Source organism: Mammaliicoccus sp. C-M13 (assembly GCF_022386845.1).
In the GTDB taxonomy this organism is placed as follows: domain Bacteria; phylum Bacillota; class Bacilli; order Staphylococcales; family Staphylococcaceae; genus Mammaliicoccus; species Mammaliicoccus lentus.
In genome coordinates this window covers 245,625-271,431 of sequence record NZ_JAJNHQ010000002.1, presented here as the reverse complement: position 1 = coordinate 271,431, position 25,807 = coordinate 245,625, and the positions used below count along the sequence as shown (strand labels likewise).

27 protein-coding genes are annotated in these 25,807 nt (G+C 31.1%); 5 read left to right on the top strand and 22 right to left on the bottom strand.

Annotated features, from left to right (window positions below; genetic code table 11):
* Window positions 1-260: 260 nt before the first annotated feature.
* Together LQ615_RS03010 and LQ615_RS03005 are read right to left on the bottom strand one after the other, a co-directional pair.
* Complete coding sequence (locus LQ615_RS03010; protein WP_064211060.1) at window positions 261-2,255, bottom strand: peptidoglycan D,D-transpeptidase FtsI family protein; 1,995 nt, start codon at window positions 2,253-2,255, stop codon at window positions 261-263.
* 314 nt (window positions 2,256-2,569) lie between these two features.
* Entirely contained in the window at window positions 2,570-3,172 is a 603-nt protein-coding gene (locus tag LQ615_RS03005) for a superoxide dismutase (RefSeq protein WP_016998592.1), read from the bottom strand.
* A 163-nt stretch (window positions 3,173-3,335) separates the two neighbouring features.
* On the opposite strand from LQ615_RS03005, the gene LQ615_RS03000 reads away from it, so the two are divergent.
* The 3 genes from LQ615_RS03000 to LQ615_RS02990 all read left to right on the top strand — a co-directional run bounded on the left by LQ615_RS03000 (window position 3,336) and on the right by LQ615_RS02990 (window position 5,853).
* Complete coding sequence (locus LQ615_RS03000; protein ID WP_239703651.1) at window positions 3,336-4,097, top strand: DUF1189 family protein; 762 nt, start codon at window positions 3,336-3,338, stop codon at window positions 4,095-4,097.
* Window positions 4,098-4,130: 33 nt separating this feature from the next.
* Window positions 4,131-5,204, top strand: a complete 1,074-nt coding sequence (gene ispG / locus LQ615_RS02995) for a flavodoxin-dependent (E)-4-hydroxy-3-methylbut-2-enyl-diphosphate synthase (RefSeq protein ID WP_239703717.1) — start codon at window positions 4,131-4,133, stop codon at window positions 5,202-5,204.
* A gap of 85 nt (window positions 5,205-5,289) precedes the next feature.
* Window positions 5,290-5,853, top strand: coding sequence for a 5' nucleotidase, NT5C type (locus tag LQ615_RS02990; RefSeq protein ID WP_064204530.1), 564 nt, complete (start codon window positions 5,290-5,292; stop codon window positions 5,851-5,853).
* A gap of 50 nt (window positions 5,854-5,903) precedes the next feature.
* Here LQ615_RS02990 and LQ615_RS02985 read toward each other — a convergent pair whose 3' ends face one another.
* The 5 genes from LQ615_RS02985 to LQ615_RS02965 form a co-directional block, all read right to left on the bottom strand.
* Complete coding sequence (locus LQ615_RS02985; RefSeq protein WP_016998588.1) at window positions 5,904-6,317, bottom strand: Fur family transcriptional regulator; 414 nt, start codon at window positions 6,315-6,317, stop codon at window positions 5,904-5,906.
* Window positions 6,280-7,161: a metal ABC transporter permease gene (locus LQ615_RS02980; RefSeq protein WP_016998587.1), complete on the bottom strand. Its 882-nt coding sequence runs from the start codon at window positions 7,159-7,161 to the stop codon at window positions 6,280-6,282. Before LQ615_RS02980 ends, LQ615_RS02985 begins: the two co-directional genes overlap by 38 nt.
* Window positions 7,162-7,681: 520 nt before the next feature.
* On the bottom strand, window positions 7,682-8,479 hold the full coding sequence (locus LQ615_RS02975; protein WP_064204529.1) for a metal ABC transporter ATP-binding protein: 798 nt from the start codon (window positions 8,477-8,479) through the stop codon (window positions 7,682-7,684).
* Window positions 8,480-8,585: 106 nt separating this feature from the next.
* Window positions 8,586-9,476, bottom strand: a complete 891-nt coding sequence (locus LQ615_RS02970; protein ID WP_016998584.1) for a deoxyribonuclease IV — start codon at window positions 9,474-9,476, stop codon at window positions 8,586-8,588.
* 9 nt (window positions 9,477-9,485) lie between these two features.
* Window positions 9,486-10,820, bottom strand: a complete 1,335-nt coding sequence (locus LQ615_RS02965; RefSeq protein ID WP_016998583.1) for a DEAD/DEAH box helicase — start codon at window positions 10,818-10,820, stop codon at window positions 9,486-9,488.
* Window positions 10,821-10,967: 147 nt separating this feature from the next.
* On the opposite strand from LQ615_RS02965, the gene LQ615_RS02960 reads away from it, so the two are divergent.
* Window positions 10,968-11,936: a 4-hydroxy-3-methylbut-2-enyl diphosphate reductase gene (locus tag LQ615_RS02960; RefSeq protein ID WP_016998582.1), complete on the top strand. Its 969-nt coding sequence runs from the start codon at window positions 10,968-10,970 to the stop codon at window positions 11,934-11,936.
* A 181-nt stretch (window positions 11,937-12,117) separates the two neighbouring features.
* Here LQ615_RS02960 and LQ615_RS02955 read toward each other — a convergent pair whose 3' ends face one another.
* From LQ615_RS02955 to ccpN, 7 genes are all read right to left on the bottom strand, one after another.
* Entirely contained in the window at window positions 12,118-13,209 is a 1,092-nt protein-coding gene (locus LQ615_RS02955) for a Nif3-like dinuclear metal center hexameric protein (protein ID WP_016998581.1), read from the bottom strand.
* Window positions 13,209-13,874, bottom strand: coding sequence for a tRNA (adenine(22)-N(1))-methyltransferase (locus tag LQ615_RS02950; protein WP_218729390.1), 666 nt, complete (start codon window positions 13,872-13,874; stop codon window positions 13,209-13,211). Before LQ615_RS02950 ends, LQ615_RS02955 begins: the two co-directional genes overlap by 1 nt.
* Window positions 13,875-13,928: 54 nt before the next feature.
* The gene (locus LQ615_RS02945; RefSeq protein ID WP_064204527.1) at window positions 13,929-14,285 is read right to left on the bottom strand and encodes a c-type cytochrome; all 357 of its coding nucleotides are present in this window, start codon (window positions 14,283-14,285) and stop codon (window positions 13,929-13,931) included.
* Between the two features lie 100 nt (window positions 14,286-14,385).
* Window positions 14,386-15,495, bottom strand: a complete 1,110-nt coding sequence (gene rpoD, locus LQ615_RS02940) for an RNA polymerase sigma factor RpoD (protein ID WP_016998578.1) — start codon at window positions 15,493-15,495, stop codon at window positions 14,386-14,388.
* Window positions 15,496-15,521: 26 nt separating this feature from the next.
* The gene (gene dnaG, locus LQ615_RS02935) at window positions 15,522-17,294 is read right to left on the bottom strand and encodes a DNA primase (RefSeq protein WP_016998577.1); all 1,773 of its coding nucleotides are present in this window, start codon (window positions 17,292-17,294) and stop codon (window positions 15,522-15,524) included.
* Between the two features lie 11 nt (window positions 17,295-17,305).
* Entirely contained in the window at window positions 17,306-18,121 is an 816-nt protein-coding gene (locus tag LQ615_RS02930) for a pyruvate, water dikinase regulatory protein (RefSeq protein WP_016998576.1), read from the bottom strand.
* Window positions 18,122-18,135: 14 nt separating this feature from the next.
* Window positions 18,136-18,771: a transcriptional regulator CcpN gene (ccpN, locus tag LQ615_RS02925; protein ID WP_016998575.1), complete on the bottom strand. Its 636-nt coding sequence runs from the start codon at window positions 18,769-18,771 to the stop codon at window positions 18,136-18,138.
* A 296-nt stretch (window positions 18,772-19,067) separates the two neighbouring features.
* Here ccpN and LQ615_RS02920 point away from each other — a divergent pair, with 296 nt between their 5' ends.
* Window positions 19,068-20,456 (top strand): glycine--tRNA ligase, encoded by a 1,389-nt coding sequence (locus LQ615_RS02920; protein ID WP_064204526.1) that lies wholly within the window; start codon window positions 19,068-19,070, stop codon window positions 20,454-20,456.
* A 62-nt stretch (window positions 20,457-20,518) separates the two neighbouring features.
* On the opposite strand, the gene recO is transcribed toward LQ615_RS02920, so the two are convergent.
* From recO to LQ615_RS02880, 8 genes are all read right to left on the bottom strand, one after another.
* Complete coding sequence (recO, locus tag LQ615_RS02915) at window positions 20,519-21,271, bottom strand: DNA repair protein RecO (protein ID WP_016998573.1); 753 nt, start codon at window positions 21,269-21,271, stop codon at window positions 20,519-20,521.
* 22 nt (window positions 21,272-21,293) lie between these two features.
* Window positions 21,294-22,193 (bottom strand): GTPase Era, encoded by a 900-nt coding sequence (era, locus tag LQ615_RS02910; RefSeq protein WP_016998572.1) that lies wholly within the window; start codon window positions 22,191-22,193, stop codon window positions 21,294-21,296.
* Window positions 22,194-22,598: a cytidine deaminase gene (gene cdd, locus LQ615_RS02905; protein ID WP_064204523.1), complete on the bottom strand. Its 405-nt coding sequence runs from the start codon at window positions 22,596-22,598 to the stop codon at window positions 22,194-22,196.
* A gap of 13 nt (window positions 22,599-22,611) precedes the next feature.
* Entirely contained in the window at window positions 22,612-22,968 is a 357-nt protein-coding gene (locus LQ615_RS02900) for a diacylglycerol kinase family protein (protein WP_016998571.1), read from the bottom strand.
* The gene (ybeY, locus tag LQ615_RS02895) at window positions 22,961-23,422 is read right to left on the bottom strand and encodes an rRNA maturation RNase YbeY (protein ID WP_064204521.1); all 462 of its coding nucleotides are present in this window, start codon (window positions 23,420-23,422) and stop codon (window positions 22,961-22,963) included. Before ybeY ends, LQ615_RS02900 begins: the two co-directional genes overlap by 8 nt.
* 1 nt (window position 23,423) lies before the next feature.
* A complete protein-coding gene (locus tag LQ615_RS02890) occupies window positions 23,424-24,371 on the bottom strand; it encodes a PhoH family protein (RefSeq protein ID WP_064204520.1) in 948 nt (315 codons plus the stop codon).
* 56 nt (window positions 24,372-24,427) lie between these two features.
* Window positions 24,428-24,868, bottom strand: a complete 441-nt coding sequence (locus tag LQ615_RS02885; protein ID WP_323711096.1) for a PH domain-containing protein — start codon at window positions 24,866-24,868, stop codon at window positions 24,428-24,430.
* Window positions 24,869-25,070: 202 nt separating this feature from the next.
* Window positions 25,071-25,802 carry a hypothetical protein gene (locus LQ615_RS02880; RefSeq protein WP_016998567.1) on the bottom strand — a complete coding sequence of 244 codons (732 nt, stop codon included), beginning with the start codon at window positions 25,800-25,802 and terminating at the stop codon, window positions 25,071-25,073.
* Between the last annotated feature and the right edge of the window lie 5 nt (window positions 25,803-25,807).

The following is a 25,807-nucleotide window of genomic DNA, read 5'->3' as shown; positions in this document are numbered from 1 at the left end:
CACCTCTACAATATTTTCTTAGTCGATTACATTGTACTAAAGTGAGCTATATTTGGCTCTTTTTTTATTACACAATTATATGGACATATTCCACGTGGACCTCGTCTTGCAACATTCAGAGGCTTTATGTTGCACGTGGACTTCGTCTTGCAACATTCGAGGGCTTTATGTTGCACGTGGACCTCGTCTTGCAACATTCGCTACTTTATTTACACAAATAAGAGGCTGAGACAATTTATTTGTCTCAGCCTCTTTATGAATTACTTCTTATCTTTAAAGTAATAATTTATGATATCTCTACCTAAGTCCCCACCTGGTAACCATGGTTCTGGTACTGGTTGGTTTGTATATGTGATTGAGAATGATAACTCAGGGTCTTTAGCTGGTGCATATCCTACATATGTTGAGTTAACCTGTGGTTTACCATCTTTAAATACTTCTGCTGTTCCAGTCTTACCTGCTGATCTAACTACAGTATCATGGAAACTAGAATACCCTGTTCCTTCTTCTTTATTAAATGCCATATCGAAACCTTTTTGGACTTGTTTTATTTCTTTATCATTATTGTTTACTTTGTTCATCACTTCACCTTTAAATGATTTCTTAATAGGTCCAAGTGAATCTTCATTAGTAGAATTTCTAATTTCTTTTGCTAAGTGTGGTTTTAAGCGGTAACCATCGTTAGCTATTGTAGAAACATATTGTGATAATTGTATTGGTGTATAAGTATCAAATTGTCCAATTGCTAAATCAATATAGTTACCTGGATTATCTTTAATAGGTTCGATTTGACCTGCTGTTTCATTTGGTAAATCTATACCTGTTTTAACACCTAACCCTACTTGGTTTAACCCTTTTCTTAATTTAATACCGGCTTCTTCCACATCAGATGGTAATGACATACCACTATTATATGGTGTGCCCGCTAATAATAATGCTGTTTTATACATAAACACGTTAGATGAATGCATAAGTGCTTCAGCATCTGTTATTCTCTTCGTACCATCTTGGTTAAAGTAAGAACGTTTTGTTAAACCACCACTAAATTTTAATGGTTCATCGACCATTGAATCTCCAACTTTTAATGCATCGTTTTGATAACCCGCTAATAAAGTAGCGCCTTTTACAGATGAACCAACTGTATATTGACTTGTAATATTTCCGATATGATTGTCAGTAATTTTGCCATTTTCATCAATATCTCGACCTGCCATTGCAAGTACATCACCATTTCTTGGGTCTTGTACAACAACCATCACTCGATCCATATCTTTGGCACCTTTATTTCGTAATGATTCTATATGTTTATCAACATATTCTTCAACTTTTTTCTGTAAATCTATATCGATTGTTAAGACAAGATCATTACCTCTAGATCCTTCAGATATAACTTCAGAACTTGTTATTTTTCCGGATTTATCAGTAACGTATTTCATTTTTTTCTTAGAACCTTTTAGAATATCTTCATATTGGTATTCTAAATATGATTTACCTACTCTATCGTTTCTTGAATATCCTTTTGATAAATAGTCGTTTACTAATTCTTTCGGTAAACCTTCCTCTTTGCTAGAAACATCACCAAATAATGTTCTTAGTGTTTCTTCATATGGATATCTTCTTTCCCAGTCCATTGTCGTATTAACACCTGGTAATTCAGATAAATGTTGAGATACAGCTGCGTATTCTTCATTGCCTACATCTTCATTTTTTATGACTACCGGACTTAACTGAGAACCTGAATTCATCTCTCTAAAAATAGCTAAAACTTGTAAATCGTCTTTAGATAATTCATCTGTATATTTCTTCGTCACTTTATTGTATAAAGCTTCATCATAATCATCTTGACTTATGTTACCGTCAGAGAAAAGTGCTTGTTCATCTTTCATAAGCTTTTGCACTTTATCTTGATTTTTGATAATCCAGTAATCTTGTTTATCTCGATCTGTGATACGAGAAGTATCCATTTTTATTAAATGAGATAATTTTTCTGCAATATCTAAAATATCATCCTGACTCGTTCTTCTATCTCTTGTATATGTAATTGCTTTCTTAGATTCATTATCGACTAGTACTTTTCCATTTCTATCGTAAATTCGACCTCTAGGGACCGATTCGTTCACAGTTATTGATTCTGTACTATCAATTGTTCTCTTATACTCAGCACCTTTTACAATTTGTAAATACCCTAATCGCATAATTAAGACTGAGAATAAAATGACAACTATCCCTAAGATGATACTTACGCGTTTATTCATTAAAAGTCGAAATTCTTCTTCTTTAGATTTCTTTTTTAATCGTTTCAAGAACTAAACCTACCTTTTCAACTCTAATATAATACTTTCATAATATATGATTATAGCTAACAATGCCATTGATATAGTTGAAATTTTATAAAAAAAGAGAGCGAGAGGAAAATCTCTTTTTTCTAAAAAGATTTCGTTGTCTCACCCCAGCTTGGATGATTAGGAATGAAAAAAGCTTGATATAAGAGAATTTCAATCCAATCAACTACTGCCAATAAAAAAACAAGTCCGGGACAATTAATTATGCCCCGGACTCTATTAATAAATTATTTTGCTGCTTGGTATAATTCGTTTACTTTATCCCAATTTACAACATTCCAGAATGCACTGATATAATCTGGACGTTTGTTTTGGTATTTCAAGTAGTAAGCGTGTTCCCAAACATCTAATCCTAATACAGGAATTTTACCTTCAGATAATGGGTTATCTTGGTTTGGAGTTGAAACGATTGATAATTCACCGTTATCTACAACTAACCATGCCCAACCTGAACCGAAGCGTCCAGCTGCTGCTGCTGCAAACTCTTCTTTAAATTTGTCTAATGAACCGAAAGTAGAACTGATTGCATCTACTACTTCGCCTGATGGTTCAGAAGCATTTGGAGTTAACATCTCCCAGAATAATGAGTGATTGTAATGTCCGCCACCATTGTTTTGAACTGCAGTACGGATATCATCTGGTACAGAATTTAAGTTTTTAATAATATCTTCAATAGATTTACTTTCTAAGTCAGTACCTTTAACTGCATCATTTAGTTTTGTTACATAAGTGTTATGGTGTTTCGTATGATGAATCTCCATTGTCTCTTTATCGATGTGTGGTTCTAATGCATCATACGCATATGGTAATTTTGGTAATTCAAAAGCCATAAATAATCATCCTCCTCATTTGTTTTACATACTTATCTTATCAAGTTTATTCTATTTAAACAAATCTTTTGTTTATTAATATTCAAAATATTTAGTTTAGTATTTAATCATGTTGCACTTAAATCGATTTATCATTATTATTAATTAAGAATGAGGTGAACGCATGCAATATGTTAATGAATTAAAGAGATTGATTAAGCATCCAAAAAAATATCCCATGTATAGAATTACTAAATTGAGATATGTTTTTCTACATATATTACTACTGAGTATAATTCTAATTATACCGAATACTATTCAGTATTTTCAAATCACTCAAAATATATCTACATTAGCTCACGAAGAAGTTGATGAAATTCCTAAGTTTAAAATACATAATAATGAAATGAAACTGTCTGAAGAAAAAATCATTAAATTAAATGATAAACATTCTATTGTATTTACTAAATCACAACAATTTAAAATGAAACCCGAACATCTAGTCGTCTTTAAACCACAGGACATAGAAATTTCAAATTATAATGATCATACTAAAATAAGTTATGGTTCTTTATCAAGTGTAATTCATGATGAAAAGGATTTATCTAGTTTTATCGATACTATTAATGATTCCAAATATTTTTATTTCTCTATCATTATCTTACTATTATTGTTTATACAATTTATGAGCATTTCATTTAAAATTGCTATAGTTGCTTTTATAGGTCACTTAATTAGTATCCTGTTAAATAAAAAATCTAGATATATGACTTGGTTTAAAATGATAACATTTATTATATCTATTCCTACTTTAGTTTTATTATTAGGTATTCTTATTGGGAACGCTTTATTAATGTTTGTATCATGGTGTATAATAATTGTGGGCATTATTGTTACGGCGTATTATTTACCAAACGGAAAGAAACGTGCTAGTCTTAAACAATAATAAATTAAATAAAGGGGTCTTATCATGTCACAAATCACTCATCGTACTAAAACGAAGCCAGTTAAAGTGGGCAATTTAACAATAGGCAGTTCTGATGAAGTCGTTATTCAAAGTATGACGACTACTAAAACACATGATGTTGAAGCAACAGTAGCAGAAATCAAACGTTTAGAAGAAGCAGGTTGTCAAATAGTCCGTGTAGCTTGTCCTAACGAAGAAGATGCTTATGCTATTAAAGACATAAAGTCACAAATTAACATTCCACTTGTCGTGGATATACATTTCAATTATAAATTAGCATTAATTGCAATTGAAAACGGTGCTGATAAGATTCGTATCAATCCTGGTAATATAGGTAGAAGAGAAAAGGTAGAAGCCGTTGTAAAAGCATGTAAAGAAAAGAATATTCCAATAAGAATTGGCGTTAATGCTGGCTCTTTAGAAAAACATATTATAAAAAAATATGGTTACCCTACTGCAGATGGTATGGTAGAAAGCGCATTACACCATATTAAAATACTAGAAGATTTAGATTTCCATGATATTATCGTATCTATGAAAGCTAGTGATGTTAACTTAGCTATAGAAGCTTATACTAAAGCAGCACAAGCTTTTGATTACCCGTTACATTTAGGTATTACAGAAAGTGGTACGTTATTTAATGGTACTGTTAAATCATCAGCAGGCTTAGGGGCTATTTTAAGTCTAGGCATTGGAAATACTTGTCGAATTTCATTATCTGCTGATCCAGTTGAAGAAGTTAAAGTAGCTAAATCTTTACTTAAAGCTTTCGGCTTAGCTAGTAATGCGGCTACTTTAATTGCATGCCCTACTTGTGGACGTATTGAAATTGATTTAATATCCATTGCCAACGAAGTTGAAGAATACATTTCTAACCTTCAAGTACCTTTAAAAGTAGCGGTATTGGGTTGTGCAGTAAATGGTCCTGGCGAAGCTCGTGAAGCTGATATAGGTATCGCTGGAGCACGTGGAGAAGGACTTTTATTCATGAAAGGTAAAACAGTTCGAAAAGTGCCAGAAGAAACAATGGTGGAAGAATTAAAAAAAGAAATCGATAAACTGGCAATAGAAATGGAAAAAGCATAAAGTTCAACAAAACAGAAAAAACAAATTAAGGCACAATAAATTTTATTTATTGTGTTTTTATTAAATTTATAAAAAGGTGATTTAAATGACTCGGAAACCAAGATTAGGAATAGATATTGATGGTACAGTTACATGTCCCAAAACTTTCGTTCCTTATTTACAAAAAGATTTTAATGAGAAATTACGTTATGAAGATATAACTGAATACAATTTAGCTAATGTATTAAAGTGTGAGGAAGAAGAAATGTTAAACTGGTTCAAAAATAATGAATCTTATATATATCAAAATTCCCCAGTTGCTGAAGGCGCTAAAGATATATTAAACCAGCTAAAACACGAATATGAATTATATTACATCAGTGCCAGACACCACTATTTAGAAGATATAACTAAGACTTGGTTTGATACACACAATATTCCTTTTGATCAAATCATATTAACAGGGAGCCACGATAAATTAAAGGTTACTAAAGAACAACGTATTGATGTATTCTTTGAAGATAAATTAGATAATGCTTTAGATATTAACGAAAAGCTTAATATCCCGGTCTTTTTATTCGATACACCTTATAATCAAAAATCACTTAATAAAGGCATATATAGAATTAATAATTGGCATGACGTATCAAGCATTTTAAGTAAAATATAAAAAAGGACTTCTTCACTAGATTTAACAACTAATGAAGAAGTCCTTTTAATTTATCCCGTTTTACAATTTTCGCATTTACCGTATACTTCTAATTTATGTGAAGTAATTTCAACATTTCCTAACTGTTGTTTGATTACATCCATTGGACAAAAATCAATAACTTTTGTGTTTCCGCATGATTCACAAATAAAGTGATGATGGTGATGATCCTGACATGAAATTCTAAACTTCATTTCTCCATCTATTTCCGTACTTTCTATAATATTTAGAGATTTAAATAAATATAAGTTTCTATAGATAGTATCAAACGATAAACCTTTGTAATCATCTTTCAAAGCTTCTTGAATATATTTAGCCGTTATATATTTATCTTCATTAACAAATAATGAAATAATATCGCGACGTTTATTTGTATATTTATGTCCTTCACTCTTCAAGATTTGAATGGCCTCTTCTACTTTCAAGATGATAGCCTCCTTTTTTTATCAATACTTTACTATAAGTAATACTTCCTAATAACTCTATTATCAATAAACCTACTATAATACCACCCGGAGAAATATTCAAATAGAATGAAAGTATTAATCCCAGTATTACAGATAATTCACCAAATAAGATACTTAATCCTATTAGTTGTTTAAAGCCTTTTGCTAGTCTCATACTCGTAGCAACTGGTAAAGTCATTAGACTACTGACTAATAATATTCCTACAACTCTCATTGAAGCGGAAATAACTAGCGCTACAATGACAATGAATAATAATTGAATCCACTTAGGCATCCCTATTACTCGAGAATATTCTTCATCAAATGATAAAACGAAAAGCGATTTATACAGCAACATAACAAATATTAATACGATGATTGTTATAGCCAATATCGTAAATAAGTCACTTAAATTTACAGCACTAATTGATCCAAATAAATAACCAAATAAATCTTGATTAAAGCCACTAGCTAAAGAAATAAAAATAACACTTATTCCAATACCTGCGCTCATAATAATTGGTATCGCGATTTCTTGATAATGTTTGTATTCAGTTCTTAACTCTTCAATTAATAAAGCACCTGCTATCGAAAAGATAATACCGAACCATATAGGATTTACAGCAGCAAATACTGGACTAATGCTCATAAAGAACAGTCCCATAGAGATACCACCAAGCGTCACATGGCTCAATGCATCCGCGATAAGAGATAATCTTCTTACAACGATAAAAGCACCAATTAAAGGCGCAATTAGCCCAACAAGAATACCACTAATAAACGAATATCTTATAAAATCAAAATTCATAAAAGCATCGATCATACACAGCACGACCTTTCGAGCTCATATGATTGTGTATGCTGTTCATACGTAACCCAATACGCATTAGAATCATTGGGTGTACCTTCCATATATCATAACTCCTAACCATTTTTGTTTTGTTTATTATACTTTAGTTTATGTAGCAAGAAGCTAATCACTTAAAATCATATTTATCCTATTAACTAACATTTTCATTTAAGTTACACAATTCTTACTTTTTTATTAATAATTTTTATAGTCATTTAAAGTACTATTAGTAGTGTAAATCGTATTCATTACTAAATCAACCTTAATTGTTTTATAAAATAAAGTTTTAACCTCAATGTATTATTTTAAAATAGTAATAAAAAATAGCCGCTTGTGTAGCACCACAAACGACTAAACTTTAATAAGCTATGGTAAAGTAGACCTATTATTATCTATGGCCTAACATTTTACACTTAGTACACCACCCAAAGCTACTGAGTGTTTTTAGATTTATATAGTAACATTACATTTTGTAATGCGCAATATTTTTTGTCTATTCGCTTATGGCTTCTTCTTCAACACAACAACTTCTATCGTGCTGATGGTCTACGAACTGGACTGGATGTCCATATATTTTAGAAATAGCTACTTCATCTAATGATTTGAATGATTCGCTTGTTCCATGGAAATGTAAGTGTTGGTTTAGGCATGCTACTTTACTTGCCGTGTCTGCAACTACACCAATGTCGTGTGTTACTAAAATAATTGTGATTCCCTCTTCTTTCAGTTGTGTTAATAACTGATAGAATTCTGATACGTGTCGTGCATCTATACCAACAGTTGGTTCATCTAATATTAAAATGCTTGGTTTAGATATTAAAGCACGTGCGATAAAAGTTCTTTGTTGTTGCCCTCCTGATAATTGGGCTATATTTTCATTTTTTAAATTACTTATATTTAAACGTTCTAATATTTCATCGACTTTTGCTACATCATCTTTATTAAACCATTTAAACAAACCTTTATTTTTAGTTAATCCACTCATAACAACTTCTTTTACAGTTGCAGGAAATCCTGAACTAAATGCGTTAGATTTTTGAGATACATAACTTATTTTTTCCCATGATTTATATTGGTTTATTTTTTTACCACTTATATATATATCACCCTTTTGTAAAGGTAATAATCCTAAAATTAATTTTAATAACGTAGACTTACCTGATCCGTTCGGACCTACAATAGCTAAAAAGTCTCCTCTGTATATTTGGATATTAATATCTCTTAATGCTAATTTACTAGGATAACTATAACTTATGTTTTTTAATTCGAAAATTGGTGTTTCATTTTCCACATTATTCACCTCGTCAATAGATTACTATACAACGATTATTTATAAATGTAAATAGTAATGTTTACGAATAAAAAAAGAATGCTATATGATTAGCATTCTTTTTTTATTATTGATTAAATATTTTATCTTTTAAATCTGGATCAAATGTACCATTCTTTATCATTTCAATCTCAAATTTATATGGTGGTTTTTTATTTTTCTTATCATCACCGACATATGGTGTTTCTAATATTTTTGGCACGTCATTGAAAGCTTCATGGTTTACAATATAATGTAATGCATCATAGCCAATAGAACCAAAACCTATATTTTCGTGTCTATCTTTTCTCGCACCTTGTGGGTTTTTACTATCGTTAACATGTAGCACTTTAATTCTATCAAGCCCTACAATTTTATCGAACTCATTTAATACACCGTCAAAGTCTTCTTTAACATTATATCCAGCATCATTTGTATGACATGTATCAAAACATACTGATAACCTTTCGTTATGTTCTACACCATCAATGATTTGAGCAAGTTCTTCGAAAGTTTTACCACATTCTGAACCTTTACCTGCCATTGTTTCTAAAGCAATACGAACATCATTATCGTTAGTTAAAACTTCATTTAAACCTTCAATAATTTTTTTAATACCTTTTTCTTCTCCAGCCCCAACGTGAGCGCCTGGATGTAAAACAATATCTTTCGCCCCAAGTGCTTCAGTACGTTCAATTTCAGATTGTAAAAATTCTACGCCTAAATTAAACACTTCAGGTTTCGTTGTATTCGCAATATTAATAATGTAAGGTGCATGAACAACAATATTTGAAAGGCCATACTCTTTCATAGCTGCTTGACCATTTTCAATATTTAAATCTTCTATTTTTTTGCGTCGTGTGTTTTGAGGCGCTCCAGTATAAATCATAAATGTTGAAGCATTATAACTAGCAGCTTCCTCTGCTGCTTGAAGTAACATCTTCTTACCACTCATAGAAACGTGAGATCCAATTAACATATCTGACACCTATCCTTTTCTACTTTGCTTTTTTGTACGTTTAGAATGTGCTTTTTTCTCTTTGAATTTCAGCTCATCTAATTCTTTCTTGAATTTCTTTTTATATCCTGGTTTTACTTTATTTTTGTTGTTACGTTTAATTCTTTGTTTTAAACTTTGTTCTATATTATCTTCTTTTTTAACACGTCTTGTACGTTTTTGACGATCTTTAATCTCGACAAATTCACCATTTTTTATATCAACGTGATTAAATTTATAGTTTTTCTTTTCGATTTGCGTAATTAAATCATCTTCATCAGGCGTATATAAAGTTATAGCAATACCTTTATAGTCTCCACGACCTGTACGACCAACTCTATGTGTAAAGAAGTCAATTTCTTTTGGCAAGTCATAGTTAATAACATGGCTTACACCTTCAATATCGATACCTCTTGAAGCTAAGTCACTCGCAACAACAAATTCGAAGTCTAACTGCTTAACACGTTTCATTTGTTGTGTACGTTCTCTTGGTGATAATCCACCATGAATAACACCAACTTTATAACCATGTTCAGATAAATAAGCCACTAACTCATTTGCTCTATCACGACTATTAGCAAAAATAATTGCTAAGTATGGATTAATAACGTCCATTACTTTTAACATTTTCGCTTGTTTCTCTTCACCTTTAGTAGGTATTAAATAAAAATCTATATTATCTTTATTAGATGATTCTGTTTCTATTTCAACAAATTCTGGTTTATCTAAATATTTATTTAAAAATGGATGTAATGCTTTAGGTATAGTTGCACTAAACACAGAAATTTGAGCAGATTTATCAAGTCTGCTAGCAATGCTGTCTACTTTAGGCATAAATCCTAAATCAATCATTAAATCCGCTTCGTCAATTACCACTGATTTTGCTAAATGTAAATCTAATGCTTTTTCTACAGCCATATCATCAATTCTATTTGGAGTTCCTACCACAACTTGTGGCGTGTTCTTAGACTTATCTATATCTCTTGATTTATCTGTACCACCAATATATAAATTGACTTTTATACCTTTTTTATATTCCGCTAAATGAGATGCAGCGTCATACAATTGTTTAGCTAACTCTCTTGTTGGAGCTAATATAATAACTTGTGGCTCTTTTAAATCTACATCTATTTTATCAAATAGTGGTAATAAAAATGCATGAGATTTACCCGTACCAGTTTGTGATTGTCCTATTATATTTGAACCCTTTTTAATTTTTGGTATTACACGTCGTTGTACTTCTGTCGGCTGGTTAAATTTCAAATCTTTAACTGCCTCAACTAATTCATTTTCTAATTGAAAATGTTCAAACGGATGCTTAGACATAAGCGACCCTCCTCGTTTCTTTTTCACTTCATATATTATATAGTAAATGAAAGTAATATGATAGAGTTTAAGGTTATTTTGATACTTTAATTAGTTTCAATCATTCTTGACACTTGTTATAATGATTAAGAATAAGGGGGGCTTTGTATGGAAATCGTTAAAATAACGCCTAGAGGATATTGTTATGGTGTTGTAGATGCCATGGTTATTGCACGAAATGCTTCATTAGATAAAACGTTACCGCGTCCGATTTATATTTTAGGTATGATTGTTCATAATAAACATGTGACTGAAGCTTTTGAATCTGATGGTATTATTACTTTAGATGGCCCAAACAGACTAGAAATTTTAGAACAAATCAACGATGGAACTGTTATATTTACTGCGCACGGTGTTTCTCCAGAAGTTAAACGTCGCGCCAAAGAAAAAGGGCTTGTATGTATTGATGCCACTTGTCCTGATGTAGAAAACACACACCAATTAATTAGAAATATGAAATCAAATGGCTATAACGTTGTTTATATAGGTAAAAAAGGCCATCCAGAACCAGAAGGTGCAGTAGGAGTAGCACCAGATATTGTACATTTAGTTGAAACAATTGATGATATTAATGCTTTACCCGAGTCTTTAAAAGATAAAAAATTAATCGTAACTAATCAAACTACAATGTCTCAGTGGGATGTTAAACACCTTATGGACGAATTAAAAGAACAATATCCAAATATCGAAATACACGAAGAAATCTGCTTAGCGACTCAAGTTAGACAAGAAGCTGTTGCTAACCAAGCAAACCAAGCTGATTTATTAATTGTTGTTGGCGACCCAAAAAGTAACAACTCTAATAGATTAGCACAAGTCTCTAAAGAAATTGCACATACAAATGCCTATAGAATTTCAGATATAAGCGAACTAAAAATTGAGTGGTTGCAAGGTGTAAGTACCGTTGCAGTAACAGCAGGTGCTTCCACTCCTACACCAATTGTTAAAGAAGTAATTGATTATATTAAAAATTATGACCCAACAAATATTGACGTTGAAAAACTTAAAAGTAATGTGCCAGTTGAAAAAATATTACCAAAAATTAAAAAACCAAAGCCTGTAGAAATTATGAAGTAATAATGATTAAATATTATAAGTTGCAGTGAAAGATTCCAAATCGGTGGAGTTTTTCACTGCTTTTTTATAGGGTAAGTATTAAATAGATAAGTTTTATTGGATTAATTAAATAAAAAAGTCTGCGACACAAACAAATGTCCCAGACTAATTGATTAAACCTATTAATTGTACTTTTAGTTTATTACATATATTCGTAAGGATCAGTATTAATATTTGAAGATACAACGTTTATTTCACCATTAGTCCAATCTTCTAGTAATGATTTTAATCCGTCTTTCATGACATATTCACTATAGTGATTGGCATCTAATACGTTTATACCATCCATTATTGAATCTAAAGCTTCATGATGTTTCACATCTCCTGTAATAAATAAATCAGCCTGTTTATTTTTAGCGATATGAGCATAACCAATACCTGCTCCACCTACTATAGCAATTCTCTTAATAGTAGCTTTTTTATCACCTATAAAACGAACTGCTGGTATATCTAACTGTGTTTTATAATGTCCAACAAAATCCTCTACAGAAAGTTCTTGTGGTAATTCTCCTATAATACCTAAACCTACTGAAGAAGCTTTCTCCATTTTAATAAAATCAAAAACAGGTTCCTCATAAGGATGATATTCGTATAATAATCGTGTTGCTAAAGCTTTATCTTTCCCATCAATCATTAACTCTAATTTCGTTTCATAAACTATTTCTGTTTTATTAGATGTACCTATATGGGGATTAGCATTTTCACTTGGCTTGAATTGGCCTTTACCTTGTGATTGGAAAAATACATTACTATATTCTTCTGTTTGAGCTAATTGATGATTATCAAATGCCTTTTTCATTTCTTCTACGTTTTCATCTGGTATAAATATTTGCAGTTTATAATATGTTTCATTTTGCTTATCTAAAATTTCCATATTAGTAAGTCCTATTTTCTGACCTATCATATAACTTACACCTTTATCATACACATCTAAATTTGTATGAAGAGCAATTAATTGTATGTCATTTTGGATTAATTTTCTTATAATCGGTCCATAACTATCATTTGTGATGTTTTGAACACCTTTAAAAATTAAAGGATGATGTGCGATAATCGTATTGATATTTTGTTCAATTGCTTCATCTACTACTTCATTCGTGCAATCGAGAGCTGTTAGTATACCATTCACTTCATTTTCTTGGTTACCAATCAACAAACCTACATTATCCCATGATTCACTACTTGAGAATGGTACATGCTTATCTATTACTTGTAATAAGTCTTTAATAATCATCATAGCACCTCTTTAATCTGTTTTATTTGCGCCTGTATTTCATTATAACGAGTTTGGTCTTTATGATTTTTTAGCTGATTACTAATATTCTCTAAAGATTCAATTTCTCTTTCCCATTTATCATAAAATAATTCATCTTTTTCTATCATTAATTTAGGACCAAACTTTAATTCATTCTCACTTAATTGCATTTTCCCTTTTTTAGCAACAATAATCTCGTATATATGCTTTTTATCTTTAATCAATTGCTCTGCTTCAATGTTGTATCCTAACTTTTGCAATACTTGTCTAATTGGTAACGCATGTATATTAGCTTGTAATATTAAATCAGGGTAATGTGTCAATTTTTCTTTACCTTCATCTAATATTTGAGCAATTAAAGGTCCACCCATACCACATATTGTAATAACATCTACCGTATCATTTACAACTTCTAATCCATCGCCTAACTTTATCTCAATAGACTTCGAAAGTCCGTGTAACTCGGTGTTTTTTTGAGCTGATAGAAATGGCCCTTTAACAACTTCCCCTGCGATAGCTTCTTTTACTAAATTATTTTGAATGGCGTAAATAGGCAAATAAGCATGGTCTGATCCTATATCTGCTAATTTATTATGATTTAAGTACTCACTAACTTTTGTTAAACGTTTATTTATTTGGATCATGACATTTTCCTTTCATTAAAAAAATCTTTTGCCAAGGCAAAAGATTTTTTATTATTATTTAGCATCTTCTTTTAAATATTTGACAAGTGTGTCTAAATCTTTGTCTGAAATAGTCGCTTCGTCATGCGCAGGCATTGAACCTTTACCATCACGGATGATTTTTTTCATTTCACCAGCGTCTTTAGAACTACCAGCTAATTTAGGACCCATTCCACCTTCAAGATTTTGTCCATGACAACTTGTACAATTATCTTTTGCAAATGTTGCAGCGTCAAACTTCTCAGTTTTTTCACCGCCACCTTTGCCTTCTTTTTCTTCATCCTTGTTAGCACCATGTGCTGACATGAAGAATATTAATCCCACACCGAGTAATAAAATCAGAATAAACGGGAAAACAGGATTACGATTCATTCATACAACCTCCCTTTTATTAAACCTTCATACAATTATATTTTATATTAAAACAACGCATTGTCAAAGGCTTTTTGGGATTAATATTAACTTTTACAAATTAGTCCATAAAATCTTTCAAGCGTTTACTTCTTGATGGGTGTCTTAATTTGCGTAAAGCTTTTGCTTCGATTTGTCTAATACGTTCTCTTGTTACACCAAATACTTTTCCTACTTCTTCTAAAGTACGTGTACGACCGTCATCAAGACCAAAACGTAATCTTAATACATTTTCTTCTCTATCCGTTAATGTGTCTAAAACATCCTCTAATTGCTCTTTTAATAATTCATAAGCAGCGTGGTCAGAAGGACTTTGTGCATCTTGATCTTCTATAAAGTCACCTAAATGACTGTCATCTTCTTCACCAATAGGCGTTTCAAGTGACACTGGTTCTTGAGCAATTTTTAAGATTTCGCGTACTTTTTCTGGTGGTAAATCCATTTCTTCACCGATTTCTTCTGGTGATGGATCTCTACCTAAATCTTGTAATAATTGTCTTTGAACACGAATTAATTTATTAATCGTTTCTACCATGTGTACTGGAATACGTATAGTACGTGCTTGGTCAGCTATAGCTCTAGTGATAGCTTGACGAATCCACCATGTAGCATAAGTTGAGAACTTGAATCCTTTGTTAAAGTCGAATTTTTCTACAGCTTTAATAAGCCCCATGTTACCTTCTTGAATAAGGTCTAGGAATAACATACCTCTACCAACGTAACGTTTAGCTATACTTACTACAAGTCTTAAGTTCGCTTCAGCTAAACGAGACTTCGCTACTTCATCGCCTTTTTCTATTCTTTTAGCTAATTCAATTTCTTCTTGTGCTGTTAATAGATTTACACGTCCTATTTCTTTTAAGTACATTCTTACTGGGTCATTTATTTTTACACCTGGAGGAGCACTTAAGTCATTTAAACTTAATTTATCATCAGTATCAGTAGAATCTTTTTCGTTAATAAGGTTGATTTCATTTTCGTTGATCAAATCAAAGAAATCATCCATTTGATCTGAATCCATTTCATAATTTTGCAATTTATCAGCAATTTCTTCATGACTTAAATGTCCAGCTTTTTTACCTTGTTCAATTAATTGATGCTTAACTTGTTCAATTGTTAAAACTGCTTCATTGTTAGCGCTATTGATTTTATTTAATTCTTTGTCAGACATGAATAGGCCTCCCGGTTATTTAACTCTTACATTCTATTCCGATTATATTGTACAATTTGTTCCAAATACTGTCTTTGCAACGCCATATCACCTGATTGCATTGCTTTATTTAATTGTTCATTTAAATATTCGATTGTATTTTCTTTAATTTCTTCAGGACTGATTATATTAATATAGTCTTCAATTTCTTCACTTTCTGGATCGTCATTAATAAGCAATGAATCGAGGTACATAACGGTTTCCATAATATTATGATCTTCAATGTAACTCGAAAAATCACTAATATTAAAGACATCGTTATTCTTATAATACCCATTTAAACGTGAAAAAATCACTCTATTATTCAATGAAGTAAAATCTTCTTGATTAATCCTAGAATGATATTCTAAAAATAACTGTTTTTGATTCATAAAATGTTTTATTAATGCTTGTTCAGCTCTACCGACTTTATCTAGTTTTTTTTCCTTGAAATCCGGAACATATTGGTCGTAATCGATAGTATTTTGAACTATATTAGGCGAGAGTTGATTTTTTAGACTGTTAACATCTACTTTATACAAATCAGCAACTTGTTGCAATACTTTTTTTCTTAAAAAGTCTGAGCGAATAAGATTTATATCATTAATTAATTCTTCTAAGTGTTGCTCGTGTTTTAAATCGTTGTTTTCATTAGCATAATATAATTGTTGTGCTTTAAATCCAACAAATGATTGTTTTTGGCTATCTACAAACGATTTAAACGCTTCGTTTCCGTACTCTGTAATATAATCATCAGGGTCCATTTTTTTAGGTAAATGAACTACATAAACATTTATGCCTTCATTTAATAATATTTTACCTACATTTAAAGCCGCTTCATTCCCTGCGAAATCTCCATCATACAGCAAAGTTACATTAGATGCCAGTTTTTTGACCATAATAATATGTTCTTTTGATAAAGCTGTTCCCATTGTTGCTACAACTTGCTTTATATCCGCTTGATCTGCTTTAATAACATCCATAAAGCCTTCTAATAATATCACTTCATCGTTTTGTCTAATAAACTTTCTTGCACGATCGATATTATAAAGCATTTTTCTCTTTTGAAATATAGGAGTTTCTGGGCTGTTTAAGTATTTAGGTGTCTGATCTGTATATGTACGCCCTGAGAACCCAACTGTTTTACCTTGAAAGTTTAATAACGGGAATATTATTCTATCTCTAAATCTGTCGAAATAATCAAAAGTTTCATCATTTCTACTTAATAACCCTGCCTCAAACGCTAATACTGCATCATATCCATTTTTTTCAAGAAAATCATGAGTAAATTTAGAATGGTTAGGTGAATAACCAATTTTTCTATCATTAATTAATTCATCTGTAAATCCTCTAGATTTTAAATATGCTAAAGCTTCTTCGCCTTCTTCAGTATGTTTCAAAATATAATGAAAGTTATTTGCCATTAGTTCGTGCATTTCAATCATTTTTATATGATCGTCTACTATTGCCTCAGAAGAACTCGGTTCATTACTTTCAACATGAATATCTACTCTACTTCCAAGTTCTTTTACTGCTTCAACAAATGGAATATCCTTAATTTCTTGAATAAATTGAAAGACGTTACCACCTTTTTTACAACCAAAACAATGACATATTTGTTTATCTTCAGAAACAGAAAAGGACGGTGTTTTTTCATCATGGAAAGGGCAAAGTCCAATATAATTACGACCTCTTTTTTCTAACTTTACATATTCACTTACAACATCTAATATGTCATTTTTTTCCCGAATTTCGTTTATTGTTTCTTGTTCAATTCTCATTATTTCACCCTTTAGCGGTTTTGTTGAGTAATGATTTTTATAATATCATTAGCTGTTTCTTCTATTGCTTTATCTGACACATCAAGTACAGGACAGCCAATTTTATCAACTACTTCTTCAAAATAGTGTAACTCTTCTTCAATACGGTCATCTTTCGCATAATTTGCATCATCACTTAAACCTAATTGTATTAATCTCGCTCTTCTAATGGCATTTAAATTTTTTTGATTAATTTTAAGCGCTATACATTTTTTTGGATCAATATCAAATAATCCTTCTGGAGGTGCTACTTCCGGAACTAATGGAACGTTCATCACTTTATATCTTTTGTGAGCTAAGTATTGCGATAAAGGGGTTTTAGAAGTTCTAGATACGCCTATTAGTACAATATCTGCTTTAGGTAATCCTCGTGGGTCTCTTCCGTCATCATATTTAACAGCAAATTCAATAGCTTCTATCTTCTTAAAATAATCTTCATCTAATTTATGAATATTGCCTGGTTCATTAAGAGACTTTTCATTTAACTCATTGCTCAGTATTGTCATTAATGGCCCCATAATATCTACGTTTTCTATGTTATGTTCTTCTAGTTGTTCCTTTAAGTAATTTCTCATATCAGGTTTAACCAATGTATATACAACGATTGATTTTTGTTCTAAAGCGAGTGATACTACTTCATTAATATTATTTTCATTTTCGATGTAAGGCAATCTAACAATATCCAATGCATTACCTTCTGTTTTAAATTGTGAAGTACATGCTTTAGTTACAAGTTCAGCTGTTTCTCCTACTGAATCAGATGCAATGATTATTCTAATTTCTTCCATTTGAAATATTCCTCCTACTCGTCTTCGATAAGTGAAACAAAAGCCCTAGTTATAGTAGTTTTTGTTATTCTACCTTTAACCTTCAATTTATTATCTTTTACTTTTTTCACTACTGGTAATGCATCGATTTGCTTATCAATTAATAATTTAGCAGCATAGATTAATAAATCTTCTTCTAAACAAACTGTAATGTTTGGCATGCGGCTCATATTTATACTTACTGGTGTCTCTTTTAAGCTTTGACCACCAATTGCTGCTCTTAAAAGGTCTTTTCTTGAACATACACCTATTAAATAACCTTCTTTATCGATAACAAACAATGTTCCTACATCTTCTAAAAACATTTTACAAATTGCTTCATATACTGAAACACTTTCTTCTATAACAACTGGTATAGCCATAGATTCTTTAATTGTTATTTTTTTGATAGAATCACTTAATAATTGTGTACTAGATTTCCCTGTATAAAAATACCCTACCCTCGGTCTGGCATCTAAATATCCAGCCATTGTTAAAATAGCGAGATCCGGTCGTAAAGTTGCTCGCGTTAAGCTTAATCGTTGAGCAATTTTTTCTCCTGTTATCGGGCCATTATTTTTCACAATTTGAACGATTTGCTCTTGTCTTTGATTTAATTCGATTTCTCTCACCCCTTCAAACACAACTCAGTTATATTGATTATAACATGACTGATAAAATATACTCAATTTGAATACTTGTTTTTACTTGATTAGTACCAGATTGCGTGCTATATTTTAATTAACTTTGAAATTAAAAGCGAGTTAAGGACGGTGAAAGCTTAACAATAAAGTTTTGGCTTACAAATATATATATAAAGTGAGTGGCTACACTAATTTGGGTGGAACCGCGGGTAATATACTCGTCCCAAGGCATTGATACTTGATGTCTTGGGGCTTTTTTAATTAAATGAGGAGTGAATTTTTTTATGGCAAAAGATATGGATAAGATAGTTACGTTAGCGAAACACAGAGGTTTTGTATTCCCAGGAAGTGAAATTTATGGTGGTTTAGCTAACACATGGGATTACGGTCCTCTAGGTGTAGAATTAAAGAATAATATCAAAAAAGCTTGGTGGCAAAAATTTATTCAGCAATCTCCGTATAACGTTGGTTTAGATGCTGCAATTTTAATGAATCCAAAAGCTTGGGAAGCATCAGGACATTTATCAAACTTTAACGACCCAATGATTGATAACAAAGATTCAAAAATTCGTTATAGAGCAGATAAACTAATTGAAGATTACATGCAAAATGTTGAAGGCGATGAGAACTTTATTGCTGATGGCATGAGCTTTGATGAAATGAAACAGTTAATTGAAGACAAAGGTATCACTTGTCCAGAAAGTGGAACAGCTAACTGGACTGACATTAGACAATTCAATTTAATGTTTAAAACTTTCCAAGGTGTAACAGAATCATCTACAAACGAAATTTTCTTACGTCCTGAAACTGCACAAGGTATTTTTGTTAACTACAAAAATGTTCAGCGTTCAATGCGTAAAAAATTACCATTCGGTATTGGACAAGTTGGTAAATCATTTAGAAATGAAATAACACCAGGTAACTTTATTTTCAGAACAAGAGAATTTGAACAAATGGAACTAGAATTCTTCTGTAAACCAGGTACTGAAATTGAATGGCAAAATTACTGGAAAGATTTCGCAGCAAATTGGTTAACAGATTTAGGTATTAAAAAAGAAAATACTAAAATGCGTGATCATGATGAAGATGAATTAAGTCACTATTCAAATGCTACAACTGATATTGAATATAAATTCCCGTTTGGTTGGGGAGAACTATGGGGTATCGCTTCAAGAACAGACTATGATTTAAAACAACATAGTGAATTCAGTGGTGAAGACTTCAATTATCACGATCAAGAAACAAATGAAAAATACATCCCTTATTGTATTGAACCATCACTTGGTGCAGACCGTGTAACATTAGCATTTTTATGTGATGCTTATGAAGAAGAAAACGAAGGTGAAAAAGAGCAACGTACAGTAATGCATTTCCACCCTGCTCTAGCACCATATAAAGCAGCAATTTTACCATTAAGTAAAAAGCTATCACCTGACGCTATTAAAGTTTATGAAAAATTAAGTGCAAACTTCGCAATCGACTTTGACGAATCACAATCTATTGGTAAACGTTACCGTCGACAAGACGAAATTGGTACACCTTACTGTATTACTTTCGACTTCGACTCATTAGAAGATAATCAAGTAACAGTACGTGACCGTGATACAATGGAACAAATTCGTATGCCAATTGATGAAGTTGAAAACTTCTTAGCGGAAAAAATTAAATTCTAATTTTTAATTTAGAAAACATACACCCCTTAAATGAGATTTAAACGCTCATTTAAGGGGTGTTTTTATATTTTTAAATTTTCAAGTTGCTTTATTAACTTTTTGGTTTTAAAAATAACGCCTATATATTCATCGTACATATTATCGATAAGGTTTTGTATTTCTTTTTTTATATCATCATTGATTTTAAAACTATTTAAATTCTGTATTGGTAATTGATACATTAAATTCATAAGATACAATGCTCTATTTGAAATTCTAAATGCATGCTCATCATGAATTAATGCCTGATTACTTAAGGGACCATTATATATAAAGCTGTAAGCATTAAGTTGTTGTTGATCCATATCACCTGTTACAACACATGCATTAAACCTTGGTTCATAACCATATTTAGGCATACATTTTAAAGCGACAATCATACTCATTGTGTCAGCGTCGACACCCTTCTCTACCGCTTGAAAAACACCTAGCAATAATTCATAGAAAAATGCATCATGCTCTTCAGCTTCAAGTGCTTTATCTATTACTTCTATGCAATAAGCACCATAAGCGCTTTTAAATATATCACTTTGCATCATTCTATGACTATTAATAATGTCAGCAGAAGTTAAAGTGCCCATTCCTTTAAATTTAGAAAAAATAAACAAGCCATGTACAAAGGGTTGAGTAGCACCTTGTAAATGATGACTTGTTTTTTTTGCACCTCTAGCCATAAGCGGAACTTTATGACCATGTTCATTTAAAATTGTAATGATTTTATTATTTTCACCGTAATCTACAGAGCGAATGACAAAACCTTCTTGTTTATAAAGCACTTTATCATCGCCTCCATTCTCATTAATACTCGTCTTCGCGATAACCCATTTGCTTAATAAAGTTAGGTTTATTACGCCAATCTTTTTGTACTTTAACCCATAAATCTAAATAAACTTTAGAACCTAACAACATTTCAATGTCTCTACGTGCCCGTTTACCTATTTCTTTAAGCATTTTTCCACCTTTACCGATGATAATACCTTTTTGTGAATCACGTTCTACATAAATTGTTGCTTCTACATGAACTTTTTCATTTTCAGCTTTTGTCATTTTATCGACATTTACACCTACTGCATGTGGTATTTCTTGATTCGTCAAATGCAAAGCTTTTTCTCTGATTAATTCTGCTACAACAAATTGTTCCGGGTGATCAGAAATCTGGTCTTTTGGATAATACATTGGACCTTCTTCAAGATATTTTTTGAATTGAGCTAATAACGTTTCAATATTTAAGCCTTCTAAAGCTGATATTGGAACAATTTCTGCAAATTCCATAGTTTTTTGATATTTTTCAATTTCAACTAATAATTGGTCAGGGTGTATTAAATCAATTTTATTTAAAACTAAAAACACTGGTGTTTTAGTTTGTTTAAGTAACTCAATGATATATTCATCACCTTTACCTATGCTTTCATCAACATTTACCATAAACATGATTAAATCCACTTCTTTTAAAGTGTTTTTCGCTATTTTCATCATGTAATCTCCTAAAGCATGTTTAGGTTTATGAATACCTGGAGTATCAATAAATATCATTTGTGCATCATCCGTTGTTAATACACCTTGTACTTTATTTCTAGTAGTTTGTGCTTTATCTGACATAATCGCAACTTTATGACCTATAACTTTATTCATAAATGTTGATTTGCCGACATTAGGTCTACCTATAATAGATATAAAACCTGATTTAAATTCGCTCATTTATCCTAAATCCTTTCCTGAGAAACCGAGTGGTAATAATTCATTAACAGTCGTTTCAATTCTTTCTTCTGTTTGATTTGTTAAAAATACTGGCATATCATCGTCACATAGTTCTTTAAGTACTTGTCTACATGTTCCACATGGTGAAGAAGGTTCATCAGCATCAACTGTAATTGTAATACATTTGAAATCACCAGGTCTATAACCATCTGACATTGCCGCCACTAAAGCTGATCGTTCTGCACAAATAGTTGATGGATAGGCTGCGTTCTCAATATTTGCGCCATAGTATGTTTTCCCGTCTTTCGTTATTAAATAAGCACCTACATTAAATTTAGAGTAAGGTGTATACGCTCTTTTTTGCGCTTCCCTAGCACCTTCATACCATTCTTTTAAAAACTCCATATTTTCCATCCCCTTAAAAAATATTTAACAATTTAGGTAAAAATATTATTATCCCGATAATGATAGCCATAATAGATGCTAATAATACTGCTAAAGCAGCTGTATCTTTAGCGTGCTTTGCTAGTATATGAAAATCATCAGTGTACATGTCTACAATGTATTCTATTGATGTATTGAGCACTTCTGTTATTAAGACTATAAAAATGGCAATTAAAACAAATAACCATTCATACATATTTAACTTAAAAACAAAACTCAAAACAATAACAATCAGTGCCATTAATAAATGAAATAAAAAATTATTATCTTTCTTTAGAATCGTAAAAAGTCCTACTACAGGAAATTTAAACCTATTAAAAAATTTATTCACGTGTAAGTCCAAACTCAGTTAAAATTTCATCTTGTCGTGAAAACATTTCTTTTTCTTCTGATTCTGTCATATGATCATAACCTAGTAAGTGTAAAAAGCCATGTAATGCTAAAAATCCTAATTCTCTACTTAAGCTATGATTATATGATTCTGCTTGCTCTTTAGCAACTTCTAAACAAATTATGATATCACCTAATATTCTAGGCATATCTAATCCTTCAATCTCTGGTTCATCTTCTTCTAGAGAAAATGAAATAACATCTGTTACTTTATCTTTATCTCTATAGTCTCTATTGATTGCTTGTATTTCGCTTTCATCGACAAATGAAATAGATAATTCTGCTTCTTCTTCAATTTTTTCCTTTTTAGCAGCAAATTTTAATAGTGATTCTATTTGTTCTTTCGTATCTTGATTAATGACGTTGTGATCATCAATAAAATCCATTGTTAACATGTTATTTCTCCTCTTCATAAGCGTTAATTATTTTACCAACTAATGGGTGTCTGACAACATCAGTTTGTTCTAAGTAAGTAATTTCAATACCTTTAATACCACTTAGCTTTTGGTCCGCTTCAATTAAACCACTTTTAACGCCTTTAGGTAAGTCAATTTGTGTTCTATCACCCGTGACTACCATTTTTGAGCCAAAACCTAATCTTGTTAAAAACATTTTCATTTGCGGTAAAGTTGTATTTTGGGCTTCGTCTAATATAACGAATGCGTCATCAAGCGTACGCCCTCTCATATAGGCTAAAGGAGCAATTTCAATTGTACCTCTTTCTATTAAGCGCGCTGTTTGCTCAGTCCCTAATATAGTGTGCAAACCATCATAAAGTGGTCTTAAATAAGGGTCGACTTTTTCTTTTAAATCGCCAGGTAAGAATCCTAAAGATTCTCCAGCTTCAACAGCTGGTCTTGTTAATACGATTCTTTTAACTTTACCTAATCGTAACGCTCTTGCAGCCATTACGACAGCTAAGAATGTTTTTCCGGTACCTGCTGGTCCTATACCAAACACTAAATCATTATTCTTAATGTTATTAATATATATTCTTTGGCCCATTGTTTTGGCTCTAATTACTTTACCATTACTATCTTTCGCAACTTCTTCGTCGTATAAATTGACTAATTTATCAATTGTACCTTTTTCAGCCATTTTCACTGCTGCTTGTACATCATTTATCGTTATATTCGAACCACTTTCAATTACTTTAAGTAAATTCATTAATACACGTTCAGCTTTTTCAACATTTTCTAAACGTTTACCACGAACACTTATTTCTTGTCCTCGTGTTAAAATATCCACCTCGAGTTCTTCTTCAATATATTTTATATGCTCATCTCCATTACCTAGTAATGCTTGAGCTTGATCCATACTCTCGATTTGAATTAGTGTAGGCATTAAATAACTCCTTTATTAGTTGAATTGTCACCACTTTAAATGTACCAAACCTTTGTCTAACGTGCAATCTTATGCACTTTATTTTGAATATTATTTAAGTTTTCCTGTGATTTAATCATTTTATTTATTTTTTGAAATTCACGTAACCTATTACTATTATTTAACTTAATATTCGGATTGATTCGAATTAATGTAATAATAAATTCTCTTTCTTCTATTGGAGAAACTTTTTCTATAATTTCTCCTTTGTATACTATTTCTATCATACTATTTCCTTCGATAGATTTCGCCATATTTAACTGTTCAATATTAAATATATTATATGTTTTTTTGAAAAGACCTCTACGTATAGTCAAGAAGTGTTCTTTTACACTATATCTCTCTAGAAGTATATTAATTATAATTAAAAACACTAGAACAAAAGTAATAAAAATTAGTAATTTATTACTTATAAGTAACGGAATTAAAGATATTAAAAATAGCAAAATTGATATCATTATAGATGAAACACTTAGTTTCTTTTTAAATATCATTTTTATCACACCTTTGTTCTTACTAAGTTTATTGTAATTCTAAATCTACAATTTGTGAATAAAAACTAAAGGTATTATCAAAATAAAAACTCAGAGAAAATTCTAGTTGTAAGAATTTCCCCTGAGTTATGCTACTCTAATAAATGTTAATCTCTAGCTATTCAACTTATTTGATGCCCTCTGGTCTTTTAAGAATTTCTGACCAAATAATACCATTAACAACATTGTTCTCGTCAATATTTACAGCTTCATCATTAAATTTATGTTTACTATTTAAGTAGAGTTGTTTAACCATCGTTCTTCTAGTTCTTTCAGAAAGTTGAGTATTATGAATAATCTCATTAGCTTCTTCTTCAAGTTTTTCAAAGCTTTCCTGTTGAACTTTAGATAAAGATTGTTTTTCTTCTTTACTAAATTCTAATAAATTTTTGATTGCTTCTTTTTGACGCTTTGGTTTATTTTTATGAATTTCTTCTTTTCTTTTATTAATCAATTCATTTTCATGAGCATCTGTTGACTGAGCTTGGCTTTGAGTTTGTGGCTGAGTTTCACTATTATTTTGCTTTGTATTTACTTGCTCAACATCTATCCCTTGTTTCTCTAGATGAGTGGATAGTTGTTTAGCTAATTGTTTATAGTGGTTAGACATTCGATCAGTCGAACTAGTTTCAGCCTTTTCTTTATAGGAATAGAACTTTTTAACTAATTCTTGTAATTCTAGTTGAGCATTATCCACTTGATTACTAGCTTGTCTTTGGACTGGCTTTTTACTCGGATTTGGATGTGCAGGCCATTGAGTATTTTGCTTTTTCTTTTTATTTTTAGCGCCATTTTCAACTATGCCACTAATCACACTAATAATAATCCAAATAACAAAGATTATAATGCCTATCTCCATTTAAA